Here is a 25,213-nt window from a genome sequence, read left to right as displayed (position 1 = left end):
TAACATGGTAAATAATGTAAAAAAGGAAGTTAAGACCTATTGGGATTTTAGAAGCCAGTCTTATGATGATTCTCCCGGTCATTCTGGTTTTGTAGATATTTGGAGGACTGTTTTGTCTGAAACTTTTAAAGGGAAAATGAAGATTCTTGATGTAGGATGCGGAACAGGTTTTTTATCATTAATTTTAGCTGAGCTCGGACATGAAGTCGTAGGTATTGATTTATCTGAGGGTATGCTCAGTAAAGCAGAAAAGAAAGCGGGGGATTTAGGATTAAATATTGATTTTATAATAGGTGACGCTGAAAATCTGCCTTTTGATGATGGTTCTTTTGATATTGTTGTGGAGAGACATATATTATGGACACTTCCAAATCCAGATAAGGCAATTAAAGAGTGGTCAAGGGTTATAAAAAATGAGGGTAAATTAATATTGATTGAAAGTGAAAAGAAAGAAGAAAATGTTGGTAGTCATCACTATAATGAAGAGATTGCAAAGGAGCTCCCTTTTTCAAACGGCATAGATTTGGAAAAATTCAAAGAGATAGCAAATAAATGCAGTTTAACATTTAAAGTAGAAACTTTAAACTGCGAAAAAATAAATTTAATGATTATTTGTGAATAAAAATTTAATTATAACTCATTATAAACTTGTAATTATTGTTGTAAATATTGGTGGATATTACTATTAAATTAAGCTACTTATGGGCGATATTTTGAATATATTACATTATTTAATCCAAATATTATTTTTATCATCAGTTGGGATTATTATTGCAGGAATTATTGAAGAAACTAATATATTTTTTATAATTAAGAAAATAACAAAACCATTATGTTTAATTTCAAATTTACCTGAGGAGTGCGTATTATCCTTATTGGGGAATTTTATAAATCCAACTGTTGGAAAATCTATGCTTGCTAAATATTACAAAGAAAATAAAATAAATAGCAAAGAAACCATAATTACAACGATAATAAGTCCATTACCTACAATTTTAGGAGAAAGTATTTTTAGGATTATATTACCTTTGGCTGTTGCTATTTTGGGTGTTAAATTGGGAGTTATATATGTATCTATTATAGTTATTTCAGGATTTTTGCAGGCTTTAATTGGAATATTATATGCAAACCTATTTTTTGAGAGAAAAGCAGTAAAAATAAATAATAATGATGATAATTATAACAGTAAAACCGACATAAAATTACATTTAACAGTAAATGATATAATTAATGGTTTTAAGAAATCATTAAAAATCTTAAAAAAAATTATTCCAATGATTATAATATTTACCTTTTTAATGGATATTTTAATAAAACTTGGTTTGATGGATGTAATTGGTTATATTTTTACTCCAATATTCAAAATTTTTAACTTGCCCGGAGATGCAATAACTGTATTGATTGCAAATATTATCCATTCCTCTGCTGGATATGCTACTGTGGATATGTTAATAAAAAACGGGATTTTAAATGAAAAACAGGCATTGCTGACATTATTGATTGGAAATATTATAACAACAACTATGTTATATTTAAAATACACATTTGGTAATTATATTGCTTTATTTGGTAAATTTGGCATAAAATTAACTATAATTAATTATAGTGTATCGTTAATCATAAAAATTTTATTGATAGCATGTGTAATGCTATTAATGTTTTAATATGATAATAATGATGGGTAATAATAAAAAATAATATAAAAGTAATAAATAATAAAAAAATAAAAGTAAAATAATAAAAAAATTAGACAAATAAAATTAAATAAATGAATAAAATTAGTATAAAAATAACTTACATTGCTACTATTTTTTGCAGAATAGGGTCTGTAACTTCATCCTCGGATATTTCTTTAATTTCTTCAATTTTTATCAATGTTCTTTTTACATTATGTTTACTTCCAATATCTGAATATATATATTCCAAAGCATCTTCTTCTTTTAGAGCTCTGCATTCTTTTGTGAATACCATAGGTTCATCTTTTCCTAATATTCTTCCTGTTATTTTAAATATTTTAGCCATTTTATCACCTTTTAAATCTCATTATTTATCCTATTACTTTTTACCACAATTATAGTTTTTATATATATCATTATGTTTATATTAAATCAAGACCTTCTTCTATTTTTAACATCTCTGGTCCTGTGGTATCTCCACCCACTACGGCACCTTTTGAATTTGCTATAATACAGGCTCCTACTGATGGGATACCTTTATTTGCAGTTCCTCTTTCTATGGAGTGTATTTTCAAGACATCCTTTATTAGTCCGAGCTCATCCTCTGTTGTATTTGGATGAACTAAGCAACCTTTATTTGTAGCTACACCATTTGAACCTACTGTGGAAAGTCCTGCAATATCGCTAACTACTCCCTCTACATCAAGGATATCTTCGATAGTAGTCCTAAATTTTTTAATTCTCTGGAAATTATACAACCTTTATCGTTGGCTAATATTAAATTTCCAAATGCTGTGTTTTTGGCACTTAATTTTTTAACGGTGATTTCTATATCATTTTCCTTTAAAAATTTAGTGATTAATTCTTTTTCTTTATCCAAAGTAAATGGTGGAAGAATAAGACCATTTGAGTTTGCTACACATAGCGAACCAATTAAGGAACTATTTCCAATATTTAGGTTTTTAACTGGAACATCCAATATCTTGCCACATTTATTTAGCGATTTTTCCCCTATAAAATGAGGAAATAATCCAAACTTTTCTGTTGCAAGGGAAAGGACTCCAATCATTGATATTCCAGAAAAGTATTCTTTCATTATCATAATTATCACAATAAGATATATAGATGTATAATATTTAGTCAAAACATCTAATAAATTAAATAAATATAAAAATATAAGATATAAATTTTAAAATTTAATTTTAATAAAATATATATTATTCTACCAATGTAGCTTTTGCTACACCTTCTTCTTTAACAACTTTAACTCTTATTCTTGCAGGGATTTTATTTAAACTCCTTTCCCAGATTTTTTCGTTGATGGAATTGTCTAATTTTACGATTTCTGATTTTGTATGCCTTTTTAAAAATTCTCTAACTTTTCTTACTGCTCTTGGAGCTCTCTTTGTAGCTTTTGATTTATTTGTTATGTCTCTCAATGGTATAGTATATATCATTTCGTTTTCCATACTTGCACCTCAAATATAATCTTTAATATAGGATATTCAAAATATATAGAACATGTAGGCATAGTTTATAACTATATACATTCTACCTTTTAGTTTTTAATCTTTTTTTAATCTTTTACTTTTATAACCATATATAAAATAGATATTTAAACATTGTGGTTATAGTTTTAATATTTAATATATTATATAACATATATCTTTTAAATATATAACTTTTTAATCATATAATTTTAAACATTTAATTCCATAATTTAGTTTTAATAATTATAACCTTCATAAATACATATTTCTAATATATAAATTTAAGGAAATGTGGGTGAAAAAATGGAGAAAATAGAGAAAACGAAAATGAACAAAATGAACAGAACATTGAAAGCAGAGGTCTTGATTGAAGCATTACCATATATATGTAAATTCCAAGACCAAAAAATAGTAATTAAATACGGCGGTCATGCCATGGTAAATGAAGATGCTAAAAATTGGATAGCAAAAGATGTGGTTCTTTTAAGATTTGTAGGTTTAAACCCTGTGGTAGTTCATGGAGGAGGTCCTGAAATAAATAAAGCCATGGAAAAGATGGGAAAAGAACCAAAATTCATCCATGGTTTAAGGGTAACTGATGAGGATACCCTTGATATTGTTAAAATGGTGTTGGTTGGTAAAATAAACGGTGATATTGTATCAAAACTTGGGAAATATGGGGGAAAAGCCGTAGGTCTTTCTGGAAAATCTGGGCATTTAATTAAGGCAAAGAAAAAAATTCAGTATGTGGTAAAAGAGAATGAAAAAGTGGAGGTTGATTTAGGAAGAGTTGGAGAAGTGGAAGAGATAAACACCGAGTTAATTGACATATTAATTGAAAAAAGATATATTCCTGTAATATCTCCATTAGGTATTGATAATTATGGAAACGCATTTAATTTAAATGCAGATATTGCAGCAGGAGATATTGCAGGAGCCATTGGTGCAAAAAAATTGATAATGATTACAGATGTTGATGGCGTTATGGCAGATATAAATGACCCTTCTACACTTTATAAGAAACTTACAATTTCGGAAGTTGAGGAGATGATAGAAAAAGGAATAATTACAGGTGGAATGATACCAAAAATCGAAGCCTGTATCAATGCACTAAACAAAGGGGTTGAAAGTGTTCATATTATAAATGGTAAAATACCACATTCTGTTCTTTTGGAGATATTTACCGAGGAAGGTATTGGAACTATGATTGTTAAGGATTAATAAAAAAATGATTAAATAAAAAAGAAATAAAAAAATATAAAATATGATATTATGGATTTAATGAAGATATATAATAAATTACTCTCGCACTTTGGAATTCAGTATTGGTGGCCTGCTGAAACAAAATATGAGGTTGTAATAGGAGCCATCATTACTCAAAACATATCGTGGAAAAATGTTGAAAAGGCATTAAATAATTTAAAAAATGAGGATTTAATTGATGAGAAAAGAATTTTAAAAATAAACACCGAAAAATTGAAGGAATTAATAAAACCTGCTGGATTTTACAACATAAAAGCGGAACGGTTAAAAAATATAACTAAATATATTGTTGATAATTATAAAACCACAGATGAGTTGGCAAAAACAGAAAAAGATACTAACATATTGAGAAATGAACTATTGAATATAAAAGGTGTTGGAAAAGAAACAGCTGATAGTATATTACTTTATGCATTGGATAGAAAGATATTTGTGGTTGATGCATATACAAGGCGGATATTTAGTAGATATGGAATTATCAATAAAGATATGGATTATGACGAAATCCGTTTAATTTTTGAAGATAATATTATACCAAGTCTAAATATATATAAGGAATATCATGCATTAATTGTAGAGCTCGGAAAAAATTATTGCAAAAAGAAAAATCCCCTTTGTAATACCTGCCCATTAAATTTATACTGTAGAAAACTATTTAATAAATTCTATTAATTTTTTAATATTATCATTTAATTTCTTTTTATTTTTTATTATTTTATATTTATTTTTATTTTATTTTTTAAATTATCCATTAAAGATAGATATAAAAGAGGTATCCAAAACATAAGGGAAATAATATTGAATATGATTATCGGGTAATCATTTCTAAATAACCCGTATATTAGCCATAAAAATAACCCTGTTGTAAATGACATTACAAAATATGGTGATATCCCCTTCATATCTTTCGTTTTTAATGACTTAATCAATTGAGGGAGCGATGCAAATGTCGTTAATGTGCCTGCTATATATCCAATAATTGTAAAGTCCAAAGCCATATTATCATCTTTCTTTATATATCATTCGTATTTGCATTTTTAATAATTCTATTCTTATTTTATATTATATATATCATTAAGTAATATACAAAATTTTCCGTATAATTTAAAAATAAAAAGAAAACGGCTTCCCTTTTCTTTGAAAAAACATATATATAGGATATAGGAAAACACATTCCTATTAATATTAAAAATATAACTAAAACTGAGGTGCATATATGTCTGGTTTGGATGTGTTCTTCTTTTTATGGGCAGCATCATTAATATTTTTCATGAAAGCTGGTTTTGTTGCATTGGAAATTGGTCAGTTTAGCCATAAAAATGCGGCTTATCACTGTGTTTTAAAATTAGTTGATTTATTTGCAGTGTTTATTGGATATTTATTTATTGGATATGGAATATCCTATGGATTTGAACATATTATGCCATTGATAACTGGAACATTTGATGTTGATGTAGGAGCTCAGTGGATGAAAATGGTGATGTTTGCAGCGGCGGCTGTAACCATTATTACAGGTGGAGTTGCTGAGAGAATAAAGATTCTTCCGTATTTTATAGGTGCATTGCTTGTAGGTGGTATTCTATATCCAATAGTGGAACATCTCGTATGGGGTGGAGGATTTGCAAGTTTAGGCATACCCTTTACAGACTATGCTGGAAGTGGAGCAGTTCATTTATTTGGCGGTTTGGTTGGATTAACTGCGGCATGGGCGTTGGGACCAAGACTCAGAAAATATATAAATGGTATTCCTCAGGCATTACCTGGTCATAACATTCCACTTGCTGTTTTAGGTGCATTTATATTGGCATTTGGATGGTATGGATTTAATATAGGAAGTGCTTCAGGTGTTGGTAATGGCTTAGAGCTCGTGCAGGTTGCAATAGCTACAACCATGGCACTTGCCGGCGGTATTGCTGGGGGAGCTCTAAGTTCAAGAAATGACCCGCTTTATACTGCAAACGGGATGTGTGCAGGACTTGTTGCAGTATGCAGTGGAGTTAATTTATACACTCCAATAGGAGCTCTAATTGTTGGGCTATTGGCAGGATTGCAGCAGCCATATACCTACAAATTTATTGAAGAAAAGTTAAAAATAGATGATGTATGTGCCATTGGACCTGTTCATGCCATGAGTGGATTTATAGGGGTAATCTGTGCAGGTATTCCATTTTTGTTAAGAGACCCATCGGCAACATCATTTATCGGTCAGACAGTAGGGGCAATAGTAATTGCTTTAATAGCCATAATTGGTGGTATAATTATATATAAGGGGCTTGATTTGGCAATAGGTTTAAGAGTTTCCGAAAAAGAAGAAAAAAATGGGCTTGATGAAAGTATTCTTCAAGTAAGGGCATACTCTGAATTGGATTAAGGGTTATAAAATAACCTAAAATAAATATAAAATAAAAAAAGAATAAATATTCCCATTAGGGAATTAATATCTTTTTTGTTTAGGAATTAGGATTCTTTTTTCCGTAGTAATCTATTTATGGTTATTTTAAACTCAAATTAATGGGTGATAATATGAAAAAGGTTGAGGCAGTAATTAGACCTGAAAGAATGGATATTGTTAAAAATGCATTGGCAGAAGCTGGATATGTTGGTATGACTGTTGATGAAGTTAAAGGTAGAGGTATTCAGGGAGGAATTACCGAAAGATACAGAGGAAGAGAGTATGTTGTTGATTTAATTCCTAAGGTAAAAATAGAGTTGGTAGTTAAAGAAAAAGATGTGGAAAATGTAATTAAAATTATCTGCGAAAATGCAAAAACTGGAAATCCCGGCGATGGAAAAATATTCGTTATGCCTGTTGAAACAGTTGTAAGGGTAAGAACTGGCGAAAGAAATGAAAATGCTATTTAATTATTTTTTATATTAATAATATTTTATTATTTATTTTATTGCTTATTATTCCATTTTTGTTATTTTATTTTTTATATATTTTTTAGTTTTCATTAATTTTTCAGACATCATCTTATTTTATGATACTTTTATAATATTTATAATTATTGATATAATTAAATTTTTGAATTTTAGAAAGGTATATATATACCTTGTTTTTTATATACTAATCGGAAAGAGAATTCCTTTTCTTAATGTTTTTATTTTTAAAGGTGATAATATGAAAAAGGTTGAGGCAGTAATTAGACCTGAAAGAATGGATATTGTTAAAAATGCATTGGCAGAAGCTGGATATGTTGGTATGACTGTTGATGAAGTTAAAGGTAGGGGTATTCAGGGAGGAATTACCGAAAGATACAGAGGAAGAGAGTATGTTGTTGATTTAATTCCTAAGGTAAAAATAGAGTTGGTAGTTAAAGAAAAAGATGTGGAAAATGTAATTAAAATTATCTGCGAAAATGCAAAAACTGGAAATCCCGGCGATGGAAAAATATTCGTTATGCCTGTTGAAACAGTTGTAAGGGTAAGAACTGGCGAAAGAAATCACGATGCAGTATAATACAGAAAAAATAAAAGTAAAACAAAAGTAAAATGTAATATATACAATAAAGGTGATAATAAATGGTTACAGCAGATTTATTTGCAAATGCAACAACTATACATTCAATAGTCCAGGCTTTGACTACCATGGCTAATGCTTCGGATGTGTTCTTCCTTGTTGTTATGGGAGTCCTTGTTTTTATGATGCAGTGGGGCTTTGCAATGCTCGAAGGAGGACAGGTTAGGAAGAAAAATGCCAACAATGTTATGATGAAAAACATGGTAGATTGGTTGATTGGCTGTGTTTCATGGTTGTTTATAGGTGGTGTTTTATGTTCATCAGGTTTTGACATCTCAGCATATACAAGCTGGTGGGGTCAAATATTGGGCACAAATTGGCCAAATAATGGTTTAGATTTAGCAAACTGGTTCTTTGGTTTAGTATTCGCAGCAACCGCAGCAACAATTGTATCAGGAGGGGTCGCTGAGAGGATAAAATTTGGAGCCTATGTTATCATATCAATAGTAATTACAGCATTGTTATATCCATTGTTTGTATATTTAGGTCCATGGGGGGCAAGTATAGTTCCATGGCATGATTATGCTGGAAGTTTGGTAGTCCATGGATTAGGTGGATTTTTAGGGTTAGGTGCTATTGCAGCATTAGGTCCAAGGGTTGGAAGATTTATCAACGGAAAAGCAGTGCCAATATTGGGACATAATATTCCAATGGCAGTATTTGGGGCATTTGCATTGGCTATTGGTTGGTATGGATTCAATGTAGGTAGTTCATTAGCATTAGGTAATGTATCGGGGTTAGTATGTGCAACTACTACACTTGCTATGGCAGGTGGTGGTATTGGTGCCCTTGTAATGTCAAAAAATGATGTATTATTTACGGCAAATGGTATAGTTGCAGGTCTTGTGGCAATCTGTTCGGGAACTGATGTTGTAAGTCCAATAGGGGGGTTAATAATAGGATTATTGGCAGGTCTCCAAGTCCCTATAACTTACAAACTTATTGAAAATAGTGGATTGGATGATGTTTGTGGTATAGTCCCAGTTCATGGAGTTGCAGGGGTTGTAGGGGCTATCTGTACAGGGATATTTGGAATGACTGCATTAGGTGGAGCAGGAGGAATTAGTTTAATAGACCAAATAATAGCATCAATATTTTGTATAGTATATGGAACAGGTCTTGGATATATATTGGCTAAAATAGTAGGATTAGTTATGGGTGGTCTTAGAGTATCAGAGGAAGATGAGAAAAGAGGTCTTGACTTGGCAGAACATAAATTACCTGCATATCCTGAGGAAGAATTACTTTAATTAATTAAAAAATCTTTTTTATATTTTTTAAATGTTAAAGGGGAAAACTACTTAAAGGGAGGTTTAATTTACAAAAATATTTTTAATTACATTTTAAGTTAATTTTTAATTTAATATATAATAATGTTTTTCAAGAATAACTTTTATTTTTGTATATTTTATTTTTTACATTGAATTAACTAATTATATAACCACTATATACTATTATTTAACTATGGCTATTCATCATAATTTTATCTAATTATTTAACATAATACCCATTATACAATTATAGTAATATAACATAAGGGATACATATGGACTTTAAAGAAAAGTGCTATAAACTTGTTAAAAAGATTCCAAAAGGAAAAATAACAACATATAAAGAAATTGCAGAAGCTCTTGGAACTAAGGGATATAGGGCTGTTGGAAATGCACTACACAATAATCCAAATCTTGTAGTGATTCCATGCCATAGGGTGGTTAAATCGAATGGTGAAGTTGGAGGATATGTGGAGGGAATAGAAAGAAAAATAGAGCTCCTAAAAAAAGAAGGCATTCCAATCAAAAATAACAGAATAATAAATTTTGAAAAATACTTTTTTAGATTAAATAAAAAATTTAAATAATTAAATAATCAATAAATATTAACCTATAATATATATTGGTGATAATGTGGTTTTCGGACTTTTTAGTAAAAAAAAGAGCACCATAAATGATTTTTTAGATAAAAATAAGGAGCGAATTTTAAATATACATCTAAATGAACCTATTGATTGCATCTGTGATTTTACATATAATTTTATATGGCAGAGCTCCTTTGACTACAATCAAAAAGTCGTTGATGGAGTATCATTTAAAGATTTAGTAGAGCATTTAAAAAATGGAGGGATAGTCTATATTAAAGGAAATGTTGGTCATAGATTTTGCAGTTCAATGGGTGCAGATTTAAAGTATTTTGGAGGCACTGGTAGTAAAATAGATACTGGGACTGTGATTGTTGATGGCGATATTGATACAAGATTTGGAATAAGCATGGTTTCTGGAACAGTTTATGTAAATGAGCATAATAACATAAAAGAGCCTGTTGGAAATATTATTGAGGTTGAAAGTGATATTAAAGGTTATAAAAAATATATCTCCATTACTCAATATGTTGAAGGAAGATATAAAGATGAAAAACTTTTAAAACCAAACAAATTCGATAAAAACAACCACAATTTAATATTAAATGATAAAATTATTAGGGACACTATCGGAGCTCGGTTGGAAAAGGATGTTACTATAACAATAAATGGAAATGTTGATTTATCCACAGGAATATTGATGAAAAAAGGGAAAGTCGTTGTAAATGGAAATGCTGGAAAAAATACAGGTGCGGTTTTAAATGGTGGAACTGTAATAATATATGGGGGAGATACGGGAGATTTTACAGGTTTCGAAATGAAAAATGGTATAATAATTGTAAATGGAAATGCTGGAAAGTTTTTGGGTGCTAAGAAAAAGGGAGGAGTAATTTATGCCAAAGAAGGTTCGCCAGTTTCACCAACAAAAAAATATCCATTGGATAAAAAAGATAATGAGTTACTCAATAAATATGGATTATTTGGAGGATTTTATAAATTTCAATAATAATTATTTTATTTAAATTAATAAATATATATTTTTAAAAATAAAAAATTTTAGAATAAATTGAAAATCCAAAACTCATTCGTCGATTAACCTAAAAATAATCTTCTTAAAATAATATCTATTAAAAAAGCCTTGGGTGAGGTTCAAACGCAACTTTTAAAAAAGTTGCATCAAAAGTCCAACCTCGCTTCGCTTCGGTTGGAATCTAAAAATAATCTTCTTAAAATAATATCTATTAAAAAAGCCTTGGGCGGGGTTTGAACCCGCGGCCTTCTGCTTACCAAGCAGACGCTCTACCAGGCTGAGCCACCAAGGCACCAAGATATATAAAATATAAACTAATATATAAAGTTTTCGGTGATTTTATATACAACATCAATTAAAAATTTAAAAATAAAATATTATTTAAGTTCCTACTCTTACAGGTTCTGATAGGTCTTTTATAAGCCTTATTACAGAGTATGCAGCTAATGCTGAGGTTTTAGGATTATCCTTGCATGGGTTATTCTCAACTACAGTTTTTATAGTCCCTATGGAACCTTTAACCAATATCTCGTGTTTATTTGATACTGCGGATGGGTCTGCCACTATTTTAACTTTTGCAGGAACTTTCGAAGCCAGTGAAAGGATTACAGATACATTTATATTTTGTGGGAATTCTTTAATGGCTTCAAATACATCTCCTTCAAAAACTGTTGTAGGTTTTGAAATAGCATTGGTATCTACTCCGAGTTTTTTTAATGCATCCTTTAATCCATAAACCGGTTTTGTTGTTGTTAAAGTAACTTCATCAATATGACCTAAGGATGAGGCTTTAACGGCATCAACTCCTGCAATAGCACCTGATGGAATATATATTTTTTTATTTTTTCCTTAGCAAGATTGTATAATTTTAAAAATAAGTTTTTATCTGCAAATGCTCCAACACTCATTACAATAGCATCCTTGCCATTATTAAGTGCCTTGGATACTGTCTCCTCAACAGCATTAACTGAGGCACATTCAATTATTAAATCTAAGTCCTTGCTTACAAGTTCATCTACTGAATCACATATTTCTGCATCTATCAATTTTTTGAGCTCTTCTGATTTATGTCTATTTTTATCATACAGTGCAACAATTTTTGGGTTTATTTTTCCTGATATCACTGCTTTTGTTATCAATGTGGCTATTGTTCCACATCCAACCACGCCTATTTTTAACATTTTAGCATCACTTCGTAATTTTATAATAAAAAAATAAATTAAAAATAAAAAATGATAAATTAAACCATATATACTAATTATAATATTATATTAATTAATATTTTATTCCTTCTACTTATTAATATATATTCTATAAAAAAGTTTTATACTAATTTTCTTTCCGTTGCAGGTGGTTTTATTAATATGATATTACCTATTGACTCCACTATCCTATATGGAAGAACTATTTTTTTAGTGGGGTCACTTACATTATCTTTTAAACAACCTTTTGATGCATCGGATATTACAATGCCACTTACAGACGATTTTTCAATATCTACCATAGCATCATAGGTTTTTCCAACATAAAGTCCTTTTGTTGTATATACCTCTTTACCCAATATTTCGCTAATTTTAATTGCCATTTTAAAACCTCCAATATTTATATATAATCTTATAATATTGCTATTTGCTATATATAAATAAATGTTTAATTATAAATCAATATCATCAATACTTATTTTTTCAGCACCATATAGTTCTTTTGCCCTTATATATATTAATTCATCTGCTTTATTGCTATCATCCACAATTACAATGACCTTGGAAGGATTTAATTTATTTATCAATTTGGTTATTTGCTCTTTGGTTATATTACATTTTTTTTCAATGCCTTTAAGAGCTCCTTCTGGCATATTTGGATTTATGACTTTCATATCTTCGGCTTCCAAAATGCCCTCTGTGGAAATTATATTTAAATTTGGCATTTTATTTTTTAGATTTTTTAACAATTTCTTGTTGCTTACAATATATAATGCACTTTCATCCAACTGAGCTCCTTCTTCAAACTCAAATCCAAATGCCTTTAATACATTGTTAAGATGCTTTTGAGTTTGGAATACTAATTTACAAAACATCTTAGCCTCATCATCATTTAAATTATGTAGCGGTGCTTTTTTGTAAAGGTAATCATCTGCCTCAATAATTGCATAAACTGCCTTTTTAAATTCATCTACATTGATAGTTCCAGATTTAGCATCTTTATATGATATACTTTTAGATTCTGAAATGGTTTTGGTTTTAGTGTTATTTTTTAATTTCAATTCATAATCTAACTTATCTATTGTATTTACTGCCTTTTTTATAAGTATTTTTGAATCATTTAATCTGTTCATATTATCACATTTTATTAAATCCTTAATTTATCCTTATTTATTTTATTATTATTTCATTTTTTTATTACTTATTCTTAATTTTTTATTTTCTTTCCATTTCCATTCTTTCGAGCTCCTCTACAAGTAATGTTATAAACACCCCTACATCAGTTACTACTCCAATAGCTTGGGATGTTCCCCTATCCATCAGTTTTGTTACGGCATCCGAATTAATATCTACACATACAGTTTTTATATATGAAGGCATTAGATTTCCAGTAGCTATGGAATGTAATAAGGTAGCCATCATAATAACCATTTTTTTATCAAGTATTGCCTCTCTCATTTTGTTTTGAGCTTCGATTGTATTTGGAATAACATCTGGAAGTGGTCCATCATCTCTTATACTACCTGCAAGCACATAAGGAACATTATTTTTTACGCATTCATACATAATCCCTTTTTTAAGTACCCCCTGTTCAACGGCATTTTTGATACTTCCTGCTTTCATAATAGTATTTATGGTGTATATATGGTGTTTATGACCTCCAAGGACAGGCTTTCCAGTTTTTATATCTACACCAAGAGATGTTCCATATAAAACGCTTTCCATATCATGAGTTGCAAGAGCATTCCCCGCAAGAAGTGCCTGCACATAACCCATTTTGATTAACTTTGCAAGAGCAGGAGCTCCGCCTGTATGTATTATAGCAGGACCTCCCACAACAGCTATACCTCCTTTTCCTGTTTTTCTATATTCCTCTCTTATTTGATACATTTCATTTGCTATTTTTCTTATAATTGCCTGTTTAGGCTTTTCAGCAGATACCTCAGAGTTCATAAATTCAAATAATTCTCCTTTTTCCCTAGGTCTTTCTGGTGGCATTACCCTTATACCTTTATGACCTACAACAACCAAATCGCCCTTTTTAACATCTCTCATAACCTTTGTTTCTGCCCTTTTTTCATCAGGATATACTACAATTACAGCATCCATTTTTGGCTTTTCTACCAATATCCATTCCCCATTATATTTTATATATGTTGGATGATTGGTTGTTGAATAAAATCCATCTGGTAAGACTTTGTCTCTTTCAGCAGCTTTTACCTCTACATCTTCAATTTCTGGAATTTCTGCCCCTATATTTTGTAGCTCTTCAAGTATTCTATCGAGATGAGATTGATTTTTTCCTATTACAAGCAACTTTGCATAGGACGGGTCGGTTTTTCTTTTTCCTATATCAAATTCTAATACTTTATAATCCCCCTCGAGCTCCAATATTGTATCAAATGCCTTTGGAAGTATTAAATTATCAATAATATGTCCCCTTAATTCGATTTCCCTAGCAAACATATAATCACCATTTCTTTCTTATTTTATTTTTTTATCCTATTAATATAATTTTTAATAATTTAAAATTTAACTAATTTATTATAATTTTATATATTTATTTTATTTTTAATAATAATTAGTTATTTATAATATAAATGGATAATGTTCCCTTTTAATTTCTGGCACATCTGCAAAACAGTCAGAAGTTATAGAGTTTAGCATAAAACCATCCATACCTTTTAAATTAACTAAAAGACATCCCTTTATTGTAATGTTAATATTCGGAGCTCTCTTTTTCATTTCATCAACAAGTAAGAGAAGGTCTCTAATCTTTCCAACCATATCTATATTTCCTATATTTTTTAAATCCTTTAAATTTTTATCATGAACGATTAATTGATGAACCATAATCTCTTTAACATTCGTGTTATTATTTAATATCTCTGCTAATTCAGTAAGTTCATTTTCATTAAAATTTGGAATATATACACATCTTACAATGGTATATATATACTTCGATGCTATTTGTATATTATTTAAAACCTTTTCAAAGGTGTCTGAATTTGTAATAATCTTATGAGTTTCAGGTTTTGAAGCACTTAAACTTATCATTACAATATCAAGCCCTATTTCCTTAAATTCTTTTATTAACTCTTCATTCAAATTAACCCCATTAGTCTGCAAATCACACCTTAAATTTAATGATTTTGTAAATTTTATAGCCTTTTTAACCTTATCTGGATAGGTAAGCGGTTCTCCATATTGACTAATTGTTATAGCGGTATGTCCTTTGGTATCTGGATTGTTGGGGTCAATTCCATAAATTCCCGGTTTTATTTTTACCAACTTTGAATAACAAAATATGCAGTTATGTTCGCACTTTTGGGTTATTTCTATTGATGGGTGATGGTATGGATTTTTATTATTTAAATCAAGCCCTTCGCAACCTATACAGTGTTTTGATACCTTTAAATTTTTCACAATAGATTCTAATCTGTCGCAAATTTCATTTCTAAGAACAATTTTCAATATCTCACCCATAACTATTCCAATAGGTGTCTTATAATATGACCAGTTTCTTTTTTTATAATATTAATTGCAGTTTTACAGGCATTTAATGAGCCAGGTAGTGCGTATATTACTTTATTTCGGTAAATTCCCGCAGTTGCTCTTGAAAGAACTGTTGCATACCCTACTTCATTATAGCTTAAATTATGGAATGCTATTTTAAATCCATAGAGCTCCTTCTCAAATAACTCGCTCAATACATCGGGTGTGTTATCCCTATTTGATATACCCGTTCCCCCGGTGATTACAATGCAATCTATATCAAAAAAATCTATTATATGGTTTATTAATCCTTTTAACATATCCCTGTTATCTGGAATTAGTGCATAATATTGAGCCTTTAATTCGTTCCTTAAATAATCTCCTGATTTATCCTCGATATCTTTTCCACATAGGAGCTCATTAAATCTACTATCACTTACAGTTATTACAGCATATTTTACATTATCCAGTCCTTTATGCATTATATTTCACCACCGTGGGTTATAAAGGGATTATATAAATATTATAATATAATAATAGTTTTTCTTATATTTTATAGTATCTTAATTTATATATTTATATGAATAATAATGGAGATAAAAAATAAATAGAAACTAAATAAAAAACTAAAAATAAAAAAGTGTTGAAAAATAATTAAAAAGAAAAAAATAATAAAAATTTAAAAAATAAATATAAAATTATTTGGTCTTATAGGTAAGATTCCAAATGAGGTTTTAAATATTTTGCAATATATTTAGCAACAATATCCCCAACATATCCTGAGACGATGCTTAAAACAAATGCAATTCCTAATCCTGAATATGTATAGGCTGAGCTCCATGTTGGGTATTGTGCTAATCCAGCAAAACAAGCCCAATTTATAATCACAAAAGATGCAAGTCCCACAGCACCGTTGTATTTTTCGGTTAAATAACCTAATACAATAGCAGATATTACACCTACTATGCTATACCAGGTAGGGGATACAATATTAAACCATGGCTGAACCATTAAATAAAATCCTGCCATTAACAATGCAATTACAATTCCATAGTATTTTCCACATAACTCTTTTCCTAAAACTACCCAAAATATCCATTGGATTCCCCCAAATATTGCAGGTCCTAAAAAAGGAGCATGTATCCATGAAGAAAGTGAAGCTTCACCACCCATTAAGATACTTATATAATATCCACAGCATGCAAGCACAAATGCTATTGCAAATTTTATAAAGGCTGATGTAGAAACATTACCAGATACATTGCTTACAGATGTCATTTTTTTTCACCTTTTTTATAAACATTATATGCCGTTTTCTTAATTCAGAATATGTAGTTCGTGCATCGCCTAATGAATCGTTGGTAAGATATACACATGGAGATTGTTGGCAATCCCATTTTACAAACATGCAATTTAATAATATTCTACATGGTGTTGTATGGGGCAAAGGTGGATATACATTTATTTTACCTTTATATTTTTCAACAATTTCCCTTGTAAATTTTTTTCTTCTTTGCTATTTAAACCATATTTAATACTGTCATCAACACCATATATGTCAAAAAGTCTATGCAATACTATTCCACTAACACCGATATCTATACCTTTATCTATAATTTCAGGAATATTTTCCAAGTTATCCTTAAACATTGTAATGTCGATATATGTTTTAATTGGATTATTATTTCTTTTTGCTTCTTCAACAAGCATTCTTATGTTTTCAATAACTTTATCCTTACCTTCTAGTGAATATATTCCAAATGCAATTTCATCCAATCCACTATTAAGAAGTTCATCTAATCTTTTATCCAACAATGTTCCATTAGAGCATAAACTTGTTTTTACTCCGAGAGAATGAACATAGGACACCATTTTAAACAAATCAGGATGTAATAAACATTCTCCCCAACCGTGTAATGCTACCTCATTAAAATCTTTCAGTGGTAATTTTTTAAAGTCTTCGAAATTCATGTAGCCTACTGGACGTTTTAAATAACTTCTCATACATATTTTGCAATTACTATTACAATCGTTGGTAGTTTCAATCTGTAATACTTTTGGTTTTATCAACAGTGATATCATGATTTCCCGATAATAAATTTTATAACTATTCAATAAAATTTTAGTAATATGTGTGTATAAAAAAAATAAAAAATTAGTTATTTAATTATTTTACTGGGCAGTAGCTTCTACTACTTTTGATTTTGAACCTTTTACTGCCAATAACACAGCACCTAATAATACTGAAATACCTAAGATTTGTGCTACTGAAAATGCTGTTGCTAATGTTGATGCAGTAACACCTACTGTTGCTGAAACTGGTGCACACATGGTTTATCACCTCTTATCCCTTTATAGGTTTTTGTTTTAATATATTTAATATTATATAGCTCTTTAAAACAAAACATTAAGGCATTTAAGCCTCAACTGCTGTATTTTTTGTAGTTTCTGGAGCTCTTGCTGATATTAAAGCTGCTATACCTGCAACTCCTAATATTACCATACCCATTAGTTGTGGCAATACCATTCCTAATGTAGGAGCTCCGTATCCGGTTGTTATTGCAATTGGTGCACACATGGATTATCACCTCGTTAATTTTACATATAATAATGTTTATTTTATAATATATAAAGTTTCCTATATTAACTTAATAGCAGTTTTTTTAAAAATTTAAGAATAAATATTATTAATTTTCCTAAAAATAATATAAAATTAAATAGAATTTAAATAAAAGATTATTAATTAATGTTCTACCTGATACAGGAATGAAGGGAGTGGGCTATTGGATAACTTGCCTTCTTTTGCGAGCTCATATATATTATTTGCATATTTTCCAAAGTATTTATTCCATCCAACAAGTTGGAGTTTATCGTTGTTTAGCTCATAAACAGCCTTTTTAGCATATTTAACTGCATCTTCATTATTTCCTAATTTAGCACTGGTAAATGCAGCCATTTCAGTTCCTAAGAAATAATAGTTTTCATGGGCAATAATTCTATCGCTGACATTTTTATTGTTTGCTAAGTATTCGAAATCTTTTAAAGCTTTTTGATAGTATGTTTTATTTCCGGTGTATTCTCCAAGATAGTAATATGCTAACCCTCTTTCATAGTATCCAACTGGAATATCTGCTGGAGCATCATCTCCAGCCTCAGGAGTCATGCTTGTGGAGAATTCAACATTTTTCATAAGGTGTTTTATGGCATCTTCTTTTTTACCTTTTTTCATATCTACCATTGCAATATATCTATTTGCTTCTCCTGTGTATGCGGATTCTGAGTCATAATCGAATATGCCATTGCACATTTTTAGAACTTCATCATATTTACCTAATTCATAAGCTGAAACTGCTGTTGGCATCATTCCTAAATCCATTGTCCAATCTTCTTTTGGACCGTATTCATCTACGAATTTATGACAGAAGTAATTTGCTGTTTTATAATCTGAATTTCCGAATTCTGCATTTATTATATATGACCATATATAGTGCTCGTATGCTGGACCTTCTGGAACTACTTCGGCAGATTTATTGTAATATTCAAGAGCCTTTGGGAATTCGTCCATAGCCAAATAGGTTCTTGCTATGTTAGCATATAATGTAGATACGGCTCCTTTTCCACCGTATTTTTCAAGAACTTTTATGTTTTTTGATGCTTCAAAATAAGGTGGTAATACTTTATTTTTTCTATCTGGATAACTATCGTAGTAGAAGTAATTTGCATCTCCAATTCTTACAAGACCTAATGCTTTTGCCTCAGGCATTAGTTCCATGAACTTTTTAGCTGCATGGATTCCTTCATCGTAGTATTTTTGTTCGTCAGATAATCCATCCTGTTCATAAGTGTGGTATGGGTATTTATCGTAGTGATGGAAATGGTCTTGATTTATATATACATTTGCTAAGTTATACCAAGCCCAAGGATAATTTGGGTCGGCGTTAATAGCTTTTTTTAATAAACTTTCTGCTTCTTGATATTCCGTCATGTTGTCGTTTGCTATTGCGTCTCTTACTATGGGTATTGCTTCATTTGTATATTTTATTGCTGTTGCCTTTGATGTATATGTTGAATATGCGTTAATTGCCAAAGCAACAGTGGCTATAATACATATGATACCCACTATAATTTTTGCATTTTTATTCATGGTGTCACCTATATTTTAGATATTTTGGTGATTTTTTTATAATTTAAAGAATAATATAATAACACTAAAAATAAATATACATCTAATATTTAAAATTAACTATATCATTAATAAAAAAAGGTTAATAACAATAATTTTGTAATTATTATTAAATATTATTAAGTATTGTTAATATTTTGGTATAATTATTTAGGCATATCTATATATTGTTATGTATCTATATATATTATTATTTATTATATAAAGTAGAAAGTTAAAAGTTGAAAATATGAATAGAAAGTTGGTAGAATATTATGATAATTTAGCAAATGAATACAATAATTTGTATTATGGAAGAAAATTAAGATGGATGAGGGAAATAGAAAATATAATAATAAAAAACGAAATTAAAAAGGATTATTTGGTTCTTGATATTGGATGCGGAACAGGCGAGCAATTACAAAAATTGAATAATACTGCAATAGGTCTTGATATATCCCTAAAAATGGCAAAAATAGCACATAGCAAAACAAATAAATTTATTGTAGTAGGTAATGTAGAAAATATCCCATTTAAGAGTAAAACTTTTGATTGTGTAATATCATTTTTCGGAGCTCTGAATCATGTGCAACTTAACCGAGCTCTGAAAGAGATAAGACGCGTATTAAAAAACGATGGAATTTTAATATTCACAGTTGCAAATGTCTATGATATAAGATGGATAATTAAAGCCCTAATGCGAAAAGGTATAAAAAATACTAAAAAAGCTGTTAAAAATAAAAAAGGAGAGATTGTAAAAGTTATAGCTGGAAAAAAATAAAGGTAAAAACGAAGTTTTATAATTTAGACGATGTCATTAAGGCACTTGATAAATATGGTTTTCATATAAAATACACATTTGGAACAAATATCACCAATTCTTTTATAGACACATTCCTTTATAAAAGTTTTTTAAAGAACTTTGGATGTTATATTGGTGTTGTAGCAATAAAAGAAAAAATTAAATCTTAAAGTTTCTGTTCAATTTTTATTGATATCTCTTTCATTTCATTCTGTCCTTTCAATAGTTCTTTCTGTCCCTCCAATAGTTCCCTCTGACTATTGACTAACTCATTTGACTGCTAATTAATATTTCCTGACCTTTTTTAACTTCATCCAAAACCCCAAATATCATTTTAATATATTTAACCCCCTTCATCTAATTTTTTATTAAGTTCTATTAAATCATCTGCTGATATTCGGTTAATGCCTTTTGGAAATTCAATAAACGCATTTAGTTCTTTTTCTTCGATTCCTTCTATCCTAATTAAATTGTCTTTTTTTCCAAAAACTTAATGCTTTTCTTAAAAAAGTCTTTTATTTCTTCGTCATCAAAATTTGCTAAAATCCTTAATTGTCCATCTTCGTAATTATATACCACCCCATCAATTCCTAAACCCCTTCAATATTTTCTATTCTACCTCTAAGTCCTACATGCTGAACTTTTCCATATATCTTTAATTCATAGGTTGTAGCCATATTCTCACCAAAATAATCCATAAATTATAACCTATAACGATTGAATATGTTAATAAATGTATATAAACTTTTATATTTAAATTTAAATATTATTTATCAATTTTATAATTATTCTTCATTTGATATATATCCCTTAACAGCACTTATTGCTGCAATTTTTGGAGATGATAAATATATTTCAGCATTTACATTACCCATTCTTCCTTTAAAGTTTCTATTTGTCGTTGATAAACAAACATCCCCATCTGCTAAAACACCTTGATGAGCTCCTAAACATGGACCACATCCTGGCGTGCAGATGAGAGCTCCGGCATCAACAAATATATCAATTAAACCTTCTTTTAAAGCCTGTTTAAGTATCGACTTTGATGCAGGTATTACAATCAATCTCACACCCTCATGAACTTTTTTTCCCTTTAAATACTTTGCAGCTATTCTTAAATCATTTAATCTTCCATTTGTGCATGAACCTATAAACACCTGGTCAATATGAGTTCCACTCACTTCTGAAACAGGTTTTACATTATCTGGATGGTGCGGGCAGGCTATTTGCTCTTCCATATTGGTTATATCTATATCTATTACCTTATAATAATCTTCATTTTCATCCACTGTAATTCTATTCTTTTTTAAAGTTAGTAGTTCCTTTTCAGAAATCCTATTTTTTAAATAATTGTATGTTATATCATCAGCTTCAATAATTCCAACCTTTCCACCCATCTCGATAGCCATATTGCTCAGAACCATTCTATCTTCCATTTTTAGATTTTTAATGGCTTCTCCACCATATTCAAGAGCCATATATGTAGCTCCTCTTCTTCCAACCTCTTTGCAGATTCTTAAAATAATATCTTTTCCACTAATTTTTTCATTTTTTCCATTTACATTTACCCTTATGGTTTTTGGGACTTTCATCCATGTTTTTCCTGTTGCAAATATGTATCCCATATCTGTTGCTCCAAATCCTGTGGAAAAAGCTCCAAATGCTCCATAAGTGCATGTATGACTGTCTCCTCCTGCAATTACCATGTTTGGTTTTACATGTCCCTTTTCAGGAAGGACTTGGTGGCAAATCCCTTCACCTTCAAAATAATGGTGTATTATATCCTGTTCTTTTATAAATTCTCTTGTTATTTTTTGCATGTTTGCAGCTTTTGCCGTATTTGCTGGAACATTGTGGTCAAAAACTATTACTATTTTTTTATTATCCCATACTTTATCGGCTATCTGTTTAAATGCCTTTGCTGAAAGTGGCGTAGTTCCATCATGCGTCATTGCCAAATCGATATTTATTTCTATGGTATCTCCTGCATAAACCTTTTTTCCTAATTTTTTTGATAAAATTTTCTCTGCTAATGTCATATTTTTCCTCTTTTTTTAGATTTACCAATATAAAATCGTAATTATAAAATTATAAAATTTACAGTTCAATGGTCATAAATTAATAATTTAATTTAGTTTAATTTAATATATATAAGAATTTTCATCATCCAATTTATTTGGATTTATTTCTACAAGTATTTCTCCATCTTTAAAAACTCTAATTATTCCACCACTTTCAGAAACTGTAATGGCTATTGCATCGGTATGTTTTGAGATAGCCGCAGCTGCATAATGTCGAGCTCCGAGACCAAGTGGAAGATTTAAATTACCACCAATACATTCTATGTATCTTCCAGCAGATTTTACCTCCCCCTTTTCAGTAATAATAAATGCACCATCTATTGTAGAGAGCTCCTTTATTGTTCCTTTTACTTTTTTATCAAATATTATTGCATCGTGACACTTAAACGGATTCAGTATAAGCTGACTTGACATTTTAAGCACTTTTTCAGTATCACCTATAACAAATATGGTTCCTACGGGTTTCCCTTCCCTACCTTCCACAGCGAGCTCCATGGCAATATCCAATATTTCACTTATGACCATTCCTTCAATTTTTTCTATGGAATTTATATATTGGTAGAATTTTAATATAGGGTTATAAGTATTTACCTCAATTAAGGTTATGGAATTAGTCCCACCTGAAACTTTTGGAAGTCCTAATACTGCCACTATTAAATCACCTTTTTTTATAAGGTTATTCTCGAATAGTTTTATAACCCCCTGTTTTATCATTGTAGCTTTATTTTTGTTTCGATAATTCATTAGTATAGGTATTATTCGTTTTTCATTTTTAAGATTAAAATATGTATCCTCATTTGGTGTAGAAACGATTATTTTTAAATTACGGCTAACACGCCCCTTACAATCTCTTTCATCGGTAGAATTATTATTGCCATATTCTACCGTACTTTGAAGATGTTCAACAGATTCCACATACTCTTTAAATATGTCGTATGTTTTACCTGTTTCTGTAAATATTAAAAATATATCTGCATTTACATCGATAGCTAATTTATATCCATATTTTAAAATTGATTTAATCCTGTCCATCAAGCCACCAACCAATCCTTAGTAATAATCTATTTTTAATAACCCATTTTTGTTTATTATATATTTATATACATTCATCCTCATATATTATTATTTATTTTTACCTATCATTACCATCAACCTCAATGTATTGTTATTATTATATTATAATATTTAGTATTATTAAGTATTATTTATTTTAAATCCTCCACAATGGAAGAAGCGAAATATGGGTTTCCTACACAATGTTGATGGGCATATCCCCCAAGTATTCTCCCATTATTGGATAATATCCCATCCATATTATTTATTATACCTTTTCCCCTATTTATTTTATATGCAAATAATTTTTCTTTTATATTTATTAGTTTCGAATAATGGAATTCATGAGCTCTGAATTTACCACCAATTTTTCCAGTTGGGCAGTCATGTATAAATGTGCCATTAACATAACTTAAACCTTGAACATTTTTAGTCATTATAGCATCGCAGTTTAACATTTTCAACATTTCAATGCCATTTATGGAGTTGGTTAAATACATCAATCCCCCGCATTCCCCGTATATTTTACCATCAAAGTTTCTTATAGATTCAATCATTGATTTATTTTTATTCAATTCATTTGCAAATATTTCTGGATACCCCCCCCCAAAATAAAGAATATCACAATTTGGAATAGATTCATCATTTAAAGGGCTAAAAAATTTAAGTTTTGCTCCATTTTCCTCCAATGCATCGAAATTATCCCAATAATAGAAATTAAATACCTCATCATAAGCTATTCCAATGGTGCATCTGTTTTTATTTACATTCCAGAGTAAAAAATCATTATAATGGTTATTGTTATAATAGTTACTACCGAGCTCATTATTTTCACTTTTTTCACTTATTTCTACGATTTTGTCCAAATCAAGATATTCTTCAACTACATGCCCCCACATATCTATATTTTTATTGATATTATCTCTATTTTCAGGCGTTGGAACAAGCCCCAAATGTCTTTGAGATACTTCAAGTTTTTCATCCCTTGGTATTGCCCCAATTATTTCTATATCTGGAATATAATGTTTTACTGCATCTTTCAATTTTTTATAGTGATTTTTTCCTCTTATTTTGTTAAATATAACGCCTTGAATATTAACATGCTCATCAAAACTTTTAAATCCTTTTATAATTGCGGCTGCACTTCTAGTTAAACTCCTCGCATCCATTATTAATATTACAGGAGCATTTAATGATTTTGAAACTGATGCTGTGCTTCCTACATCGTTATATGGAGATATGCCCTCATATAATCCTCTAACTCCTTCTATAATACTTATATCCTTATTTTTAGAATTTCTTTTAAATAATTCCCTAATTTGATAATCCTCCATAAAAAATGAGTCTAAATTTCTACTGTAATTCCCTGTGGCTAATGTATGGTATGTTGGGTCTATATAATCTGGTCCTATTTTATAAGGCTGGACATTGTATTTTTTTGAAAGAGCCTTCATTATTCCTGTTGATATGGTGGTTTTCCCTACCATTGAAGAAGTTCCAGCTAATACAACTCGTTTAAAGTCTTTCATAATATCCCTTTATTTTTTATAATATTAAATCTAATTTAATTTTAATTTATTTTAA

The 25,213-nt window shown here is 29.6% G+C and carries 27 protein-coding genes, 1 tRNA gene and 3 pseudogenes; 11 read left to right on the top strand and 20 right to left on the bottom strand.

The window, feature by feature from the left end; all coding sequences use genetic code 11:
• The first annotated feature begins 4 nt into the window (after positions 1–4).
• Together METOK_RS00440 and METOK_RS00435 are read left to right on the top strand one after the other, a co-directional pair.
• Positions 5–622 (top strand): class I SAM-dependent methyltransferase, encoded by a 618-nt coding sequence (locus tag METOK_RS00440; protein WP_013866272.1) that lies wholly within the window; start codon positions 5–7, stop codon positions 620–622.
• Positions 623–713: 91 nt separating this feature from the next.
• Complete coding sequence (locus METOK_RS00435) at positions 714–1,664, top strand: nucleoside recognition domain-containing protein (RefSeq protein ID WP_048057973.1); 951 nt, start codon at positions 714–716, stop codon at positions 1,662–1,664.
• A 130-nt stretch (positions 1,665–1,794) separates the two neighbouring features.
• Here METOK_RS00435 and rpl18a read toward each other — a convergent pair whose 3' ends face one another.
• The 3 genes and pseudogenes from rpl18a to METOK_RS00420 form a co-directional block, all read right to left on the bottom strand.
• Positions 1,795–2,022: a 50S ribosomal protein L18Ae gene (gene rpl18a, locus METOK_RS00430; RefSeq protein ID WP_013866270.1), complete on the bottom strand. Its 228-nt coding sequence runs from the start codon at positions 2,020–2,022 to the stop codon at positions 1,795–1,797.
• Positions 2,023–2,098: 76 nt separating this feature from the next.
• Positions 2,099–2,778 (bottom strand): annotated as a pseudogene (locus tag METOK_RS00425) (translation initiation factor IF-6).
• A 115-nt stretch (positions 2,779–2,893) separates the two neighbouring features.
• Complete coding sequence (locus METOK_RS00420) at positions 2,894–3,145, bottom strand: 50S ribosomal protein L31e (protein ID WP_013866269.1); 252 nt, start codon at positions 3,143–3,145, stop codon at positions 2,894–2,896.
• Positions 3,146–3,502: 357 nt separating this feature from the next.
• On the opposite strand from METOK_RS00420, the gene argB reads away from it, so the two are divergent.
• On the top strand, positions 3,503–4,387 hold the full coding sequence (gene argB, locus METOK_RS00415) for an acetylglutamate kinase (RefSeq protein WP_157198892.1): 885 nt from the start codon (positions 3,503–3,505) through the stop codon (positions 4,385–4,387).
• A gap of 51 nt (positions 4,388–4,438) precedes the next feature.
• Positions 4,439–5,101: an endonuclease III domain-containing protein gene (locus tag METOK_RS00410; RefSeq protein ID WP_048057811.1), complete on the top strand. Its 663-nt coding sequence runs from the start codon at positions 4,439–4,441 to the stop codon at positions 5,099–5,101.
• Between the two features lie 38 nt (positions 5,102–5,139).
• On the opposite strand, the gene METOK_RS00405 is transcribed toward METOK_RS00410, so the two are convergent.
• Entirely contained in the window at positions 5,140–5,427 is a 288-nt protein-coding gene (locus METOK_RS00405; protein WP_013866266.1) for a SemiSWEET transporter, read from the bottom strand.
• 218 nt (positions 5,428–5,645) lie between these two features.
• Here METOK_RS00405 and METOK_RS00400 point away from each other — a divergent pair, with 218 nt between their 5' ends.
• From METOK_RS00400 to METOK_RS00375, 6 genes are all read left to right on the top strand, one after another.
• Positions 5,646–6,800, top strand: a complete 1,155-nt coding sequence (locus METOK_RS00400; protein ID WP_013866265.1) for an ammonium transporter — start codon at positions 5,646–5,648, stop codon at positions 6,798–6,800.
• A gap of 152 nt (positions 6,801–6,952) precedes the next feature.
• Positions 6,953–7,291 carry a P-II family nitrogen regulator gene (locus METOK_RS00395; protein ID WP_048057810.1) on the top strand — a complete coding sequence of 113 codons (339 nt, stop codon included), beginning with the start codon at positions 6,953–6,955 and terminating at the stop codon, positions 7,289–7,291.
• A gap of 259 nt (positions 7,292–7,550) precedes the next feature.
• On the top strand, positions 7,551–7,889 hold the full coding sequence (locus METOK_RS00390) for a P-II family nitrogen regulator (RefSeq protein ID WP_013866263.1): 339 nt from the start codon (positions 7,551–7,553) through the stop codon (positions 7,887–7,889).
• 62 nt (positions 7,890–7,951) lie between these two features.
• On the top strand, positions 7,952–9,199 hold the full coding sequence (locus tag METOK_RS00385) for an ammonium transporter (RefSeq protein WP_013866262.1): 1,248 nt from the start codon (positions 7,952–7,954) through the stop codon (positions 9,197–9,199).
• A 296-nt stretch (positions 9,200–9,495) separates the two neighbouring features.
• Positions 9,496–9,807, top strand: a complete 312-nt coding sequence (locus tag METOK_RS00380; RefSeq protein WP_013866261.1) for an MGMT family protein — start codon at positions 9,496–9,498, stop codon at positions 9,805–9,807.
• A 46-nt stretch (positions 9,808–9,853) separates the two neighbouring features.
• The gene (locus METOK_RS00375) at positions 9,854–10,810 is read left to right on the top strand and encodes a hypothetical protein (protein ID WP_013866260.1); all 957 of its coding nucleotides are present in this window, start codon (positions 9,854–9,856) and stop codon (positions 10,808–10,810) included.
• Between the two features lie 242 nt (positions 10,811–11,052).
• Here the strand turns inward: METOK_RS00375 and METOK_RS00370 are convergent.
• The 12 genes and pseudogenes from METOK_RS00370 to METOK_RS00325 all read right to left on the bottom strand — a co-directional run bounded on the left by METOK_RS00370 (position 11,053) and on the right by METOK_RS00325 (position 19,675).
• Positions 11,053–11,126: transfer RNA gene (locus METOK_RS00370), tRNA-Thr, on the bottom strand.
• Positions 11,127–11,215: 89 nt separating this feature from the next.
• Positions 11,216–12,015 (bottom strand): annotated as a pseudogene (locus METOK_RS00365) (aspartate dehydrogenase).
• Between the two features lie 143 nt (positions 12,016–12,158).
• Positions 12,159–12,419, bottom strand: coding sequence for a PRC-barrel domain-containing protein (locus METOK_RS00360; RefSeq protein ID WP_013866258.1), 261 nt, complete (start codon positions 12,417–12,419; stop codon positions 12,159–12,161).
• 69 nt (positions 12,420–12,488) lie between these two features.
• Positions 12,489–13,169, bottom strand: a complete 681-nt coding sequence (locus METOK_RS00355) for a DUF2100 domain-containing protein (protein ID WP_013866257.1) — start codon at positions 13,167–13,169, stop codon at positions 12,489–12,491.
• 82 nt (positions 13,170–13,251) lie between these two features.
• Positions 13,252–14,502: an ornithine cyclodeaminase gene (locus METOK_RS00350; protein WP_013866256.1), complete on the bottom strand. Its 1,251-nt coding sequence runs from the start codon at positions 14,500–14,502 to the stop codon at positions 13,252–13,254.
• Positions 14,503–14,625: 123 nt separating this feature from the next.
• Entirely contained in the window at positions 14,626–15,510 is an 885-nt protein-coding gene (locus tag METOK_RS00345; protein ID WP_048057809.1) for a radical SAM protein, read from the bottom strand.
• A 14-nt stretch (positions 15,511–15,524) separates the two neighbouring features.
• On the bottom strand, positions 15,525–16,013 hold the full coding sequence (locus METOK_RS00340; RefSeq protein WP_013866254.1) for a MogA/MoaB family molybdenum cofactor biosynthesis protein: 489 nt from the start codon (positions 16,011–16,013) through the stop codon (positions 15,525–15,527).
• A gap of 226 nt (positions 16,014–16,239) precedes the next feature.
• The gene (locus tag METOK_RS00335; RefSeq protein WP_013866253.1) at positions 16,240–16,809 is read right to left on the bottom strand and encodes a hypothetical protein; all 570 of its coding nucleotides are present in this window, start codon (positions 16,807–16,809) and stop codon (positions 16,240–16,242) included.
• A gap of 183 nt (positions 16,810–16,992) precedes the next feature.
• Positions 16,993–17,613, bottom strand: a complete 621-nt coding sequence (locus tag METOK_RS00330; RefSeq protein ID WP_013866252.1) for a radical SAM protein — start codon at positions 17,611–17,613, stop codon at positions 16,993–16,995.
• 90 nt (positions 17,614–17,703) lie between these two features.
• Positions 17,704–17,862: a hypothetical protein gene (locus METOK_RS08590; RefSeq protein WP_013866251.1), complete on the bottom strand. Its 159-nt coding sequence runs from the start codon at positions 17,860–17,862 to the stop codon at positions 17,704–17,706.
• A gap of 85 nt (positions 17,863–17,947) precedes the next feature.
• On the bottom strand, positions 17,948–18,109 hold the full coding sequence (locus METOK_RS08585) for a hypothetical protein (RefSeq protein ID WP_013866250.1): 162 nt from the start codon (positions 18,107–18,109) through the stop codon (positions 17,948–17,950).
• A gap of 165 nt (positions 18,110–18,274) precedes the next feature.
• Entirely contained in the window at positions 18,275–19,675 is a 1,401-nt protein-coding gene (locus METOK_RS00325; protein ID WP_013866249.1) for a tetratricopeptide repeat protein, read from the bottom strand.
• Between the two features lie 268 nt (positions 19,676–19,943).
• On the opposite strand from METOK_RS00325, the gene METOK_RS00320 reads away from it, so the two are divergent.
• Positions 19,944–20,474, top strand: a complete 531-nt coding sequence (locus tag METOK_RS00320) for a class I SAM-dependent methyltransferase (protein WP_013866248.1) — start codon at positions 19,944–19,946, stop codon at positions 20,472–20,474.
• A gap of 285 nt (positions 20,475–20,759) precedes the next feature.
• Here METOK_RS00320 and METOK_RS00315 read toward each other — a convergent pair.
• From METOK_RS00315 to cfbB, 4 genes and pseudogenes are all read right to left on the bottom strand, one after another.
• Positions 20,760–21,172, bottom strand: a pseudogene (locus METOK_RS00315) (acylphosphatase).
• Between the two features lie 108 nt (positions 21,173–21,280).
• Positions 21,281–22,534 carry a homoaconitase large subunit gene (hacA, locus tag METOK_RS00310; RefSeq protein WP_013866246.1) on the bottom strand — a complete coding sequence of 418 codons (1,254 nt, stop codon included), beginning with the start codon at positions 22,532–22,534 and terminating at the stop codon, positions 21,281–21,283.
• 102 nt (positions 22,535–22,636) lie between these two features.
• Complete coding sequence (locus tag METOK_RS00305; protein ID WP_013866245.1) at positions 22,637–23,608, bottom strand: DNA integrity scanning protein DisA nucleotide-binding domain protein; 972 nt, start codon at positions 23,606–23,608, stop codon at positions 22,637–22,639.
• Between the two features lie 173 nt (positions 23,609–23,781).
• On the bottom strand, positions 23,782–25,158 hold the full coding sequence (gene cfbB, locus METOK_RS00300; RefSeq protein ID WP_013866244.1) for a Ni-sirohydrochlorin a,c-diamide synthase: 1,377 nt from the start codon (positions 25,156–25,158) through the stop codon (positions 23,782–23,784).
• Between the last annotated feature and the right edge of the window lie 55 nt (positions 25,159–25,213).

It is taken from the genome of Methanothermococcus okinawensis IH1 (assembly GCF_000179575.2).
Lineage (GTDB): Archaea > AGJL01 > Methanococci > Methanococcales > Methanococcaceae > Methanofervidicoccus > Methanofervidicoccus okinawensis.
Note: the sequence above shows the minus strand (reverse complement) of the source record. Positions and strands in the feature narration are given on the sequence as shown.

Excerpts from the sequence above, each read along its gene's own strand:
- METOK_RS00440 (WP_013866272.1), top strand. The coding sequence starts at position 5 with ATGGTAAATAATGTAAAAAAGGAAGTTAAGACCTATTGGGATTTTAGA.
- METOK_RS00340 (WP_013866254.1), bottom strand. The coding sequence starts at position 16,013 with ATGCATAAAGGACTGGATAATGTAAAATATGCTGTAATAACTGTAAGT.
- argB (WP_157198892.1), top strand. The coding sequence starts at position 3,503 with ATGAACAGAACATTGAAAGCAGAGGTCTTGATTGAAGCATTACCATAT.
- METOK_RS00350 (WP_013866256.1), bottom strand. The coding sequence starts at position 14,502 with ATGTTTGCTAGGGAAATCGAATTAAGGGGACATATTATTGATAATTTA.
- METOK_RS00355 (WP_013866257.1), bottom strand. The coding sequence starts at position 13,169 with ATGAACAGATTAAATGATTCAAAAATACTTATAAAAAAGGCAGTAAAT.
- METOK_RS00305 (WP_013866245.1), bottom strand. The coding sequence starts at position 23,608 with ATGGACAGGATTAAATCAATTTTAAAATATGGATATAAATTAGCTATC.
- METOK_RS00405 (WP_013866266.1), bottom strand. The coding sequence starts at position 5,427 with ATGGCTTTGGACTTTACAATTATTGGATATATAGCAGGCACATTAACG.
- rpl18a (WP_013866270.1), bottom strand. The coding sequence starts at position 2,022 with ATGGCTAAAATATTTAAAATAACAGGAAGAATATTAGGAAAAGATGAA.
- hacA (WP_013866246.1), bottom strand. The coding sequence starts at position 22,534 with ATGACATTAGCAGAGAAAATTTTATCAAAAAAATTAGGAAAAAAGGTT.
- METOK_RS00390 (WP_013866263.1), top strand. The coding sequence starts at position 7,551 with ATGAAAAAGGTTGAGGCAGTAATTAGACCTGAAAGAATGGATATTGTT.
- METOK_RS00395 (WP_048057810.1), top strand. The coding sequence starts at position 6,953 with ATGAAAAAGGTTGAGGCAGTAATTAGACCTGAAAGAATGGATATTGTT.
- METOK_RS00335 (WP_013866253.1), bottom strand. The coding sequence starts at position 16,809 with ATGACATCTGTAAGCAATGTATCTGGTAATGTTTCTACATCAGCCTTT.
- METOK_RS00330 (WP_013866252.1), bottom strand. The coding sequence starts at position 17,613 with ATGATATCACTGTTGATAAAACCAAAAGTATTACAGATTGAAACTACC.
- METOK_RS08585 (WP_013866250.1), bottom strand. The coding sequence starts at position 18,109 with ATGTGTGCACCAATTGCAATAACAACCGGATACGGAGCTCCTACATTA.
- METOK_RS00360 (WP_013866258.1), bottom strand. The coding sequence starts at position 12,419 with ATGGCAATTAAAATTAGCGAAATATTGGGTAAAGAGGTATATACAACA.
- METOK_RS00325 (WP_013866249.1), bottom strand. The coding sequence starts at position 19,675 with ATGAATAAAAATGCAAAAATTATAGTGGGTATCATATGTATTATAGCC.
- cfbB (WP_013866244.1), bottom strand. The coding sequence starts at position 25,158 with ATGAAAGACTTTAAACGAGTTGTATTAGCTGGAACTTCTTCAATGGTA.
- METOK_RS00320 (WP_013866248.1), top strand. The coding sequence starts at position 19,944 with ATGAATAGAAAGTTGGTAGAATATTATGATAATTTAGCAAATGAATAC.
- METOK_RS00420 (WP_013866269.1), bottom strand. The coding sequence starts at position 3,145 with ATGGAAAACGAAATGATATATACTATACCATTGAGAGACATAACAAAT.
- METOK_RS08590 (WP_013866251.1), bottom strand. The coding sequence starts at position 17,862 with ATGTGTGCACCAGTTTCAGCAACAGTAGGTGTTACTGCATCAACATTA.
- METOK_RS00400 (WP_013866265.1), top strand. The coding sequence starts at position 5,646 with ATGTCTGGTTTGGATGTGTTCTTCTTTTTATGGGCAGCATCATTAATA.
- METOK_RS00410 (WP_048057811.1), top strand. The coding sequence starts at position 4,439 with ATGGATTTAATGAAGATATATAATAAATTACTCTCGCACTTTGGAATT.
- METOK_RS00385 (WP_013866262.1), top strand. The coding sequence starts at position 7,952 with ATGGTTACAGCAGATTTATTTGCAAATGCAACAACTATACATTCAATA.
- METOK_RS00380 (WP_013866261.1), top strand. The coding sequence starts at position 9,496 with ATGGACTTTAAAGAAAAGTGCTATAAACTTGTTAAAAAGATTCCAAAA.